8 protein-coding genes and 2 pseudogenes are annotated in these 9,394 nt (G+C 40.2%); 9 read left to right on the top strand and 1 reads right to left on the bottom strand.

Going from position 1 to position 9,394, the window contains the following annotated elements; genetic code table 11:
• The 7 genes and pseudogenes from QVO97_RS01360 to QVO97_RS01330 all read left to right on the top strand — a co-directional run.
• Window positions 1-322, top strand: a pseudogene (locus tag QVO97_RS01360) (family 2 glycosyl transferase); the annotation flags it as partial.
• A complete protein-coding gene (locus QVO97_RS01355) occupies window positions 319-1,410 on the top strand; it encodes a HEAT repeat domain-containing protein (protein WP_022358631.1) in 1,092 nt (363 codons plus the stop codon). The pseudogene QVO97_RS01360 and the gene QVO97_RS01355, both read left to right, overlap by 4 nt.
• Before the next feature lie 80 nt (window positions 1,411-1,490).
• Window positions 1,491-2,810 carry a glycosyltransferase family 2 protein gene (locus tag QVO97_RS01350; RefSeq protein ID WP_288188582.1) on the top strand — a complete coding sequence of 440 codons (1,320 nt, stop codon included), beginning with the start codon at window positions 1,491-1,493 and terminating at the stop codon, window positions 2,808-2,810.
• 432 nt (window positions 2,811-3,242) lie between these two features.
• Window positions 3,243-3,431 carry a ribokinase family Sugar kinase gene (locus QVO97_RS01345; RefSeq protein ID WP_022358629.1) on the top strand — a complete coding sequence of 63 codons (189 nt, stop codon included), beginning with the start codon at window positions 3,243-3,245 and terminating at the stop codon, window positions 3,429-3,431.
• A 27-nt stretch (window positions 3,432-3,458) separates the two neighbouring features.
• On the top strand, window positions 3,459-4,259 hold the full coding sequence (locus QVO97_RS01340) for a PfkB family carbohydrate kinase (protein WP_022358628.1): 801 nt from the start codon (window positions 3,459-3,461) through the stop codon (window positions 4,257-4,259).
• 33 nt (window positions 4,260-4,292) lie between these two features.
• Entirely contained in the window at window positions 4,293-5,159 is an 867-nt protein-coding gene (locus QVO97_RS01335) for an amidohydrolase family protein (protein WP_022358627.1), read from the top strand.
• Window positions 5,149-5,580: a secondary thiamine-phosphate synthase enzyme YjbQ gene (locus QVO97_RS01330; RefSeq protein WP_022358626.1), complete on the top strand. Its 432-nt coding sequence runs from the start codon at window positions 5,149-5,151 to the stop codon at window positions 5,578-5,580. Before QVO97_RS01335 ends, QVO97_RS01330 begins: the two co-directional genes overlap by 11 nt.
• Before the next feature lie 366 nt (window positions 5,581-5,946).
• On the opposite strand, the gene QVO97_RS01325 is transcribed toward QVO97_RS01330, so the two are convergent.
• Complete coding sequence (locus QVO97_RS01325; RefSeq protein ID WP_022358625.1) at window positions 5,947-6,810, bottom strand: helix-turn-helix transcriptional regulator; 864 nt, start codon at window positions 6,808-6,810, stop codon at window positions 5,947-5,949.
• Between the two features lie 199 nt (window positions 6,811-7,009).
• On the opposite strand from QVO97_RS01325, the pseudogene QVO97_RS01320 reads away from it, so the two are divergent.
• Together QVO97_RS01320 and QVO97_RS01315 are read left to right on the top strand one after the other, a co-directional pair.
• Window positions 7,010-8,461, top strand: a pseudogene (locus QVO97_RS01320) (glycoside hydrolase family 2); the annotation flags it as partial.
• A gap of 206 nt (window positions 8,462-8,667) precedes the next feature.
• Window positions 8,668-9,394: glycoside hydrolase family 2 TIM barrel-domain containing protein (locus QVO97_RS01315; protein WP_369678363.1), on the top strand; the 727-nt coding region annotated here is incomplete at its 3' end.

The raw sequence follows: 9,394 nt of genomic DNA, 5'->3' as shown, positions 1-9,394 counted from the left end.
AAATCCATCTGCATCTGCTTATGATTCCAGGGCAGATTTTATCTGTAACGGAGATGATGTGGAAATTAGAATCCCATGGCAGCTGCTGAATTTTTCTGATCCGTCCCGAATGCAGATTCATGATGATTATTATGACGGAAATTATGGCATTGAAGCAGTGGGGATCAAAGAGATGTTTATAGGTCTTGGCAGAGAAGGAAATACAATCGAGATGGGACGACTTAAACTGAAAGGATGGGAAAATACAGTATCTTACCATGAAAGATTAAAAGAAGCATACCAGGTTCTGAAGACATACTGGACAGGAAAGGAACACGAATGATAGCACAATTTGTGATTGTTTTTTATTTTATTGTCTGTGTGGGGATTATTCTGTTTAACTGCTTCACAGAGATAATTTCAAGATATCGTTCCTGTGTTCTGAAAAGGAGGGAACAACGATATTGCGAAGAATACAGACAGTTGTTTTTAGATAGTATAACGGAAAATAAAAAGCAGGAAAAAAGGCTGGTTAAAGAGCTTCATTCAACCAGTAGACTTCTGACGTTCAGTGAAGCATTATATAAAGTTGAAAACAGTATGCCGGAACAATTCCAGCAGGGAATAGCATCTGTAAGTCGACTGATGGAAGAACTGATACCGGTTTATAAAAGAAAATCGGATATGGAAAAGGCCTGCTTGGCTTATGTATTTGCCATATTTCATATGACGAAATTCCAGGCTAAGGAAATTGTTTTCCCATTTCTTTTCGACCTGCTTGGAAATAAAAGTCTCTATTGCAGAGAGAATGCTTTGCGGGCGTTATACAGTTCAGAAGATATACACGCAGTTATGCAGGCATTGGAATTCCTGAATGCAAATGAGCAGCTGCTTCCGCATAAAAAAATACTTGCAGATGGACTTCTTTCCTTTAATAAAAAAGAAGAACTGATACCACTCCTTTGGAAAAAATTGAGTGAATTTCATCCAAGGATGCAGGTAAACCTGTTGGATTATATTCGATATGCATCGTCAAACTGGAAGGATGAAATGCTGTTTATGTTGGAAACAAGCCAGGATATGGAAATTCAGATCGCATGTGTCCGCTATTTTGGCAGATATCAGGATGAAAGAAGTGTTTCTTTTTTGCTTCATCACGCCGAAGAAGAAAAGGAAGGGTTCTGGGAATTGCAGAATGCCTGTATTTCCGCTCTTGCTGTGTATCCCGGACCGCAGACACTGGAAATTTTGAAAAAAGAGATTTCCAGTAAAAACTGGTATGTCCGTCATAATGCTGCAAAAAGCCTTGCAGTTCTGAATACAGATAGGGACGCATTAGCTGATATTTTACAGGGAAATGACCGATATGCAAAAGAAATGTTAGAGTACCAGTTGGATGCAGCAAAAGCACAAAGGAGGGCGGGTTTATGACCGATGCATTTCGTTTTTTTCTGGAATGTGTCAATCTGTTTTTTATTATATATCTGATTGGATATTCCAGCTTTTTGTTTTTGTCGGTTGTAGCAGGAGCAATTGAACTGCACAAATCATACCGCCTTGAACAGCTGCACAATAAACTGTGGCAAAGCTATTACATACCGGTTTCCATTCTTGTTCCGGCTTATAACGAGGAGGTCACGGTGAAGGACACAGTTACTTCACTTCTCAACCTGGATTATAAACTATATGAAATTATAGTGATAGATGATGGTTCTAAAGACAAAACATCTCAGATCCTGATTGATGCATTTCATATGGAGCGAGTGGCGCGCCCGATCCGTCATCTAATCCAATGTCAGCCTGAGGAAGATGTTTATGAATGCCCGAACCAGAAAGTACCCATTACTTTGATCCGCAAGAAGAACGGCGGAAAAGCAGACAGCTTAAATGCCGGAATCAATGCAGCCAGGTATCCTTGGTTTATCTGCATGGATGCGGACTCTATTTTACAGCATGATTCGCTGGAGAAAATCGTTCGTCCGGTTCTGGAGGACGAAAATGTAATAGCCGTTGGTGGAAGTGTCCGTCCAGCCAATGGTGTTGTCATAAAAAAAGGTCATGTGATAAAATATAGGCTGCCTAGAAATATAATAGCAAGAATGCAATCCCTGGAATATGACCGTTCTTTTCTGGCAGCACGTATCCTGTTGGATAAAATCAATGCAAACATGATCATATCCGGAGCTTTTGGATTATTTGAGAAAAAAACAGTGATTGCCGTAGGCGGATATGACAGCAGTACAATGGGCGAGGATATGGAACTGGTAGTCAGACTTCATGAATTCAGCCGCATGAATCGTAAGCCATATAAGATTGATTTTGCACAGGATGCCATCTGCTGGTCGCAAACACCGGAAAAATTAAGTGAATTGGGCAAGCAGCGGAAAAGATGGCAGAGAGGATTGTTCCAGTGTATGTGGGGACACCGTAAAATGTTGGCAAACCCACGGTACGGAGCTGTAGGACTTTTATCCTATATTTATTTTCTGTTTTACGAATTATTGTCACCATTTATTGAACTTTTTGGTGTACTTACAATGGTTTTATCTGTGATGATGGATATGCTGAATGTAAAGTTTATGCTGGCATTTCTTGCCTGCTATGCCCTGTATGGTATTTTACTTACATTAACTGCATATTTTTCAAGAATCTATACCATTGACCAGAGGCTTTCTTTTCGAGAACTGATCCTTGCTATTGTTGCTTGTTTTTTTGAAACAACTTTTCTCCGCTTTTATCTGGCATTTGTCCGTGTGACTGCATTTGTGGGATACAAGAAGAACAAACTGAACTGGGGGAAACTGGAAAGAAAGAAAATGAACGGAATATAGTTTTATTACTATGTCAATTTAGATTGATCGAAACGACGGGAGGAAGTCTTGATTTAGCTGCGGGAAAAATAGGATTTGAGACTATATTGCAATGGATTATCAGCCATCAGAAGTAATGATTTTGGGAGAGATACCTTTACGGCATCTCTCTTTTTGGTTCATAGGAAATTGCGTCCTATGTCACATTATTTAAATAATCCATGTTACATAAAGAAGAACAGAAAAAGAGAAGAAGAATAGAGGAATAAAAGGAGAGAAAAAGGAATGATGCAGACATGTTGAGCGCAGGCTCAATGTGGCTGCATTTTTTCTTGTTTTTTTATAAAACCCTATTGACAAAATGATTCAGAAGCACTAATATGATATTATAACATTATATAATGATATATGATCAATCGATTGAAGAGGAATTCGACTTAAGAAGCTGAGGAAATGAAGGTAATAGGGATTGGGGACAATGTATGTGATAAGTGCATCCATTTAAAAACCATGTTTCCTGGGGGGCAGGCGCTGAATTTTGCAGCGTATGCCGGAATGCTTGGAGCAGATACCGCATATTATTTTAATCCGTTTGAATATGATAAGAAAAATGTACGGAATTTAAAAATGTATATGCAGTGACGAAGATAAACAGAGGGAGGAGCAGCTATGCGGTTTGCAGCGGTAGGATTCACCTGCATTGATGTATACAAAAACTTAAATATCAGTTACCCGACAGGCAATGGAATCGATCTGATGTTTAATCTGATGGATTTGGTTCCCGAGCTTGTGCCGTCCGTGGTGACGGCGATTGGAGATGATGCCTATGGACAGTCTATGCTGGAAGCGTGTCAGAAAAGGAAGGTAGATACCGGACATGTTACCATTGTTCCCGGGGGACAGACGGCAGTGATAGAGATGCTGTTAAATGGCAGAGACCGGGTGCATCACAGGGCGGAAAAAGGAGTCATGATTCCATATCAGCCAACGGGAGAGGATATGGATTTTATCCGGACACAGGATTACATTCATACCGATCTTTCGTGGAATGTGACAGGATTGCTGAAGGACATGAGAAGCAAGGGAACGAAGATCTATTTTGATTTTTCCAAGCGGTATCAGCATGAGGATGTTCCGACCATTCTAAAAAATATCAATTATGGTATTTTTTCATTTGAAGAGGAGACCGAGGAGGTAAGAGAGCTTTTGCGGATGGGCTGTTCCATGGGAGCCGAGGTGCTGCTTGCCACGTTTGGGGAAGGAGGCTCTCTGGCTTTTGACGGAACAGAGTTTTATCGACAGCCGTGCATACCGGCACCGAAGCTGGTGAATACCGTAGGCGCGGGAGATTCCTATGGCGCCGGCTTTATGAGCGGAGTTCTTCGGGGCAGGAGCATACCGGAATGTATGCTTTCCGGCGCGAAAAAGGCTGCTGAGATTGTCAGTATATTTGAACCTTATCATGTGTAAAGGAAGCTTTGGAGAGAAAGGAGTTGTCGTTTCGTGATTATTGATGTACATGTACACCCGGTGTTATTTGGTCCGATCTGTACAGATTCGGACAGGGTTAATTTCAGAAAGAAGGCGTTTGGCCTGTACAAATCATCTCCTGTGCCCATGGAGCAGGTCATGGCTGTGATGGATCATGCCGGAGTGGATCGGGCGGTAATTCTTGCGGAAGATTATTCTGCATCGATGGGACAGCCGATTGTGTCAAACGAAGAAGTAAAGAGGATCGTAGAATTGTTTCCGGAACGCTTTATCGGCTTTGCCAGTGTCGATCCGCGAGAGGAATGTGCGGCAGAAAAACTGAAGGACGCGTTTGAAAAGCTGAATTTGATGGGTCTGAAGCTGAATTTATCTCATTTAAATATGTATCCGGATGACAGACGGTTAAAACCGTTATTAGATCTGTGCACAAAGTATGACAAGCCGGTGCTGTTTCACAGCGGCTTCAGCTGGGAACCGGATTCCCCGTCAAAATATACACGTCCGATTTTGTTTGAAGATATCGCCGTGGAATATCCGACGCTTCGGTTCTGCCTGTCGCATCTGGGATGGCCCTGGGTGGATGAGCTGTGCATGCTGTTGTTAAAGTATCCCAATGTTTATACAGATACGGCGACGGTATTTATGGACAGCCCCAAAAACTATTATGAACAGATTTTCTTGAAAAATATGGCTCCGGGATGGCTGCAGAATAATCTGATGGATAAGGTGATGTATGGATCCAACCTCCCCAGATTTCGCCAGGTCAGAACAAAAGACGGTCTGGAAAAACTGAATCTTCGTCCGGATGTGCTGAAAAAAATCCTGGGAGAGAATGCGGAAGTGTTTCTGGGAATGAAAGGAAGAGGCTATGATTATTAAATCTTATACGCATGAAATTGCCAGCAGACAGGAATTTGAAATGGTAAAAATCACAGATCAGGTGCAAAAGGACGTGGCTGCCAGCGGAATCACAGCAGGAGTTGTTTTTGTCATATCCATGCACACGACTACGGCGATTATGATAAATGAAAGCCTTCCCTGTGTGGAAAAGGATATTGAACTGACGCTGGAACGGTTGATACCAACAGACGGAGATTACGTGCATACCCATATGCTCCCAAGCTATGGAACCTGCAGCGGAAATGCCCCGGGACATTTGAAGTCAATGCTTTGCGGAAATCATTGTGTGCTTCCGGTAATGGATGGAAAAGTAGCGGGCGGAAGTGCCCAGGATATTTATTTTGTGGAGTTCGATGGACTGAAGATAAGAAAATATACGGTTCAGATCATGGGAGAATAACCTGATTTTTCCTATAACAGAGAATAGCGCCTTGCTTTGCCAAAGTGAGGCGCTATTCTTCTGCATCGAATTCGATGCCAGTGTGTGCACACGATTATAAGTGCTCACCAAAGCAACGGATTCTTTATCAAAAACGAAATATGGATGCTTGTACTTTCTGTAAAGGTTTGCGAAGAAAGGAACGGCATTATATTTGACTAAGAGAAGGTCACTTTGCATCCCTCAAAATGGGTAAAGTGACCTTTTTATATTATCTTTTATTTAAGGGGAATCATGTATTAGAAGCAACTTGTGATAAGAAAACTAGGAATGTAACATTTTTAATCCCCTTTTTAAATAAATTGGATTCTTATAATATTATGGTTTTCAGAACTTATTTCTTATCTTTTGGTATTCTCTAGGTGAATATCCTTTTAGCTTGTGGAAGAGTCGGCTGAAATAAAGCTGGTTATCATACCCGACAATCTTAGAAATCTCATTGATGGAATAAGTTGTTGTTTCAAGTAAAATCTGAGCATTGGTGATTCGGATTCCTACAATAAATTGCATTGGTGTGGAACCAGTGAATTTTTTGAAATTTCGGATAAACCAGCTGACACTCATCCCTCGTGAGGCAGCATAATCGTCAATATTAATATTCTGATGGTAGTTTTCACTGAAAAAGGTAACAGCGATATCCATCTCATGATCAAGATATTCATTTTTTGATATGTGCTCTCTAGTCAGTTCCCGATGAAAGCTAATTAAAAGTTGGCGTAGCAAAAGGACAAGCATTTCCTCATAATTATCCTGACAGCGTTGGAGCTCTATGATAATACGTTTGAAAATCCGTTCATATTCGTTAGATGAACCAACTTGAAAGATACGTTCTTTATCTGGAAATCCATATTGGCGTAAGATATTTTTCACATCGCTTCCTGTGAAGTGAATCCAGTATACTTCTGTCTTATCTTCTCCATAATATTCATATTTCTGAAGTTCTTTCGGTCTGTAAAGTACAAAGTTACCGGCAGGAACAATCGTTTCGTTATCTACATTATCAAAATGGAAATGTCCACAACCAGCAGTGATATATATAATCTGATAATCCAGACGTCCTCTTGGACGGTAGGTGGGAAGCTTGGGAAGGCTGGAAAGACGATAGGTACCACAGCTTCCTACAATCAGTGGACGACTTTTGTCTTTAAAATCCATATGTGAGTGGTTCAAATAACCGGCGTTCATATACATAAGACGGCACCTCTTTTCATACTTTTTATTATTGTATCATTTAGTGCATATTTTGTCCAATCTAATTCATAGACATATTTTGCGGATTAGGATAATCTATATTTAGAAAACAAAGAAACGTAAGAATAAAAGGAACGGATAAGATTTTCTGCGGGAGAACAAAGAGCAAAAAAGTATATGTATTGGAGGAAAGCTATTTATGATTGTACCGCGTTATTATGAGAATTTAAGTGTATTGCATGAAAACACAATGCCAGCCAGAGCCTATTATATTCCGGCATCCAAAAGAATGGATAACCTGGTGGAACACAGAGAAGAATCAGATCGTATGCAGTTATTGAATGGAACTTGGAAATTCCAGTATTTTAACAGCATTTATGACATTCAGGATTCTTTCTTTGAGAAGGATTATGATACGGAACACTTTGATGGGATTCAGGTTCCGAGTGTATGGCAGATGGCAGGATATGATATGCATCAGTATACAAACATCCGGTATCCGTTTCCGTTTGATCCGCCATACGTGCCGCAGGATATTCCGTGTGGAGCTTATGTACATACTTTTGATTACAGCAGAGATGAGAAAGCATCAAGAGCCTTTTTGAACTTTGAAGGGGTAGACAGTTGCTTTTATGTATGGATCAATGGCTCTTACGTAGGATACAGTCAGGTTTCACATATGACCAGTGAGTTTGATATTACCGATGTACTTCAGGATGGAACGAATACCGTGGCAGTTTTAGTAATGAAGTGGTGTGATGGTTCTTATCTGGAAGACCAGGACAAATTCCGTATGAGTGGTATTTTCCGGGATGTGTACATTTTAAAACGTCCGGAACAGGCAATCAGCGATTATCATATAAAAACAAAAATTGAGGATATGATTGCAAAAGTAGAACTTGACATGAAATTTTACTTCCCAGTAAATGTAAAGATTTCGATTGAAGACAGAAACGGAGCAGTTGTAGCAGTAGGAAGTATTGCCGAAGAAGGAGCTGCTGTTTTAGAAATTGCTAGTCCAGAACTTTGGAATACAGAAAATCCATATCTGTACAAATTGATTCTTGAGACAGAAAATGAAGTAATCGTAGATCATATTGCACTCAGAAAGATAGAGATTAAAGATCAGATTATTTACTTAAATGGACAGAAGATTAAATTCCGTGGAGTCAATCGTCATGATTCTGATCCGGTTACTGGGTTTACGATCAGCCGGGAACAGATTATAACGGATCTTACGTTAATGAAACAGCATAATTTTAATGCGATCCGTTCCAGCCACTATCCGAACGCACCATTTTTCTATGAAATGTGTGACAAGTATGGATTCATGGTGATAGATGAAGCAGATATTGAGGCTCATGGACCATTTATGCTCTACAGAAAAGAAGACACCGATTATAACCGCTTCAAGCGGTGGAATGAAAAAATTGCTGATGACCCGGTATGGGAAGAGGCAATCGTTGATCGTGTGAAACTCATGGTGGAACGTGATAAAAACCGTTTTTGTATTGTCATGTGGTCAATGGGAAATGAGAGCGCATATGGTTGTAACTTTGAAAAAGCATTGGAATGGACAAAAAAATTTGATCCAGACCGTATCACCCAATATGAGAGTGCAAGATATCGTAATTACGATAAAACATATGAGTAAAACTTATGGTGGAACGTGACAAAAACCGTTTCTGTATTGTTATGTGGTCAATGGGAAATGAGAGTGCTTATGGCTGCAACTTTGAAAAAGCACTGGAATGGACAAAGAATTTTGATCCAGACCGCATCACACAATATGAGAGTGCAAGATACCGTAATTATGATGAAACATATGATTACAGCAATCTGGATGTGTACAGCCGTATGTATCCAGCTCTTTCTGAGATTCAGGAATATCTGGACAAGGATGGAAGCAAACCATTCCTTTTGGTAGAGTACTGTCACAGTATGGGAAATGGTCCTGGAGATTTTGAAGATTATTTCCAGATGATCCAGAATAACGATAAAATGTGCGGCGGCTTTGTTTGGGAATGGTGTGACCATGCGATTGCTCATGGGACTGCTGAGAATGGAAAGGCAATCTACGCTTACGGAGGTGATCATGGCGAAGAAATCCATGATGGTAATTTCTGCATGGATGGATTAGTATATCCGGACAGAACGGTGCACACAGGGCTTTTGGAATACAAGAATGTTTATCGTCCGGCAAGAGTTATTTCCTATAACAAAGAAAGCGGAGAACTGGTACTTCATAACTACATGGATTTTGATAACTTGAAAGATTATGTGAAGATCCATTATGAACTGACACAGGACGGGCTTGTAATCAGCAAAGGTAAACTTCCAGAAGTTTCAGCAGCACCACACAGTGAAGGAAAAATAAACGTTAAAATCAATGTGCCAGAGAGTGGAAAATGTTATTTAAAATTTATTTACCATCTGAAAAAGAAATTGCCATTGCTGGATGAAGACTATATTCTTGGATTTGATGAAATTGAGGTAAGCAAAGATGATGCAAAATGTAAACTTGCAGAGAAATGGCTACAAAAAACAGCAGTGGACTCTGAACTACAGGTAAATGAAAATGATG

Origin of the sequence: Clostridium sp. CAG:43 (assembly GCF_000434655.1) — a bacterium.
In the GTDB taxonomy this organism is placed as follows: domain Bacteria; phylum Bacillota; class Clostridia; order Lachnospirales; family Lachnospiraceae; genus Otoolea; species Otoolea fessa.
This window is presented reverse-complemented; position numbering and strand designations above follow the sequence as displayed.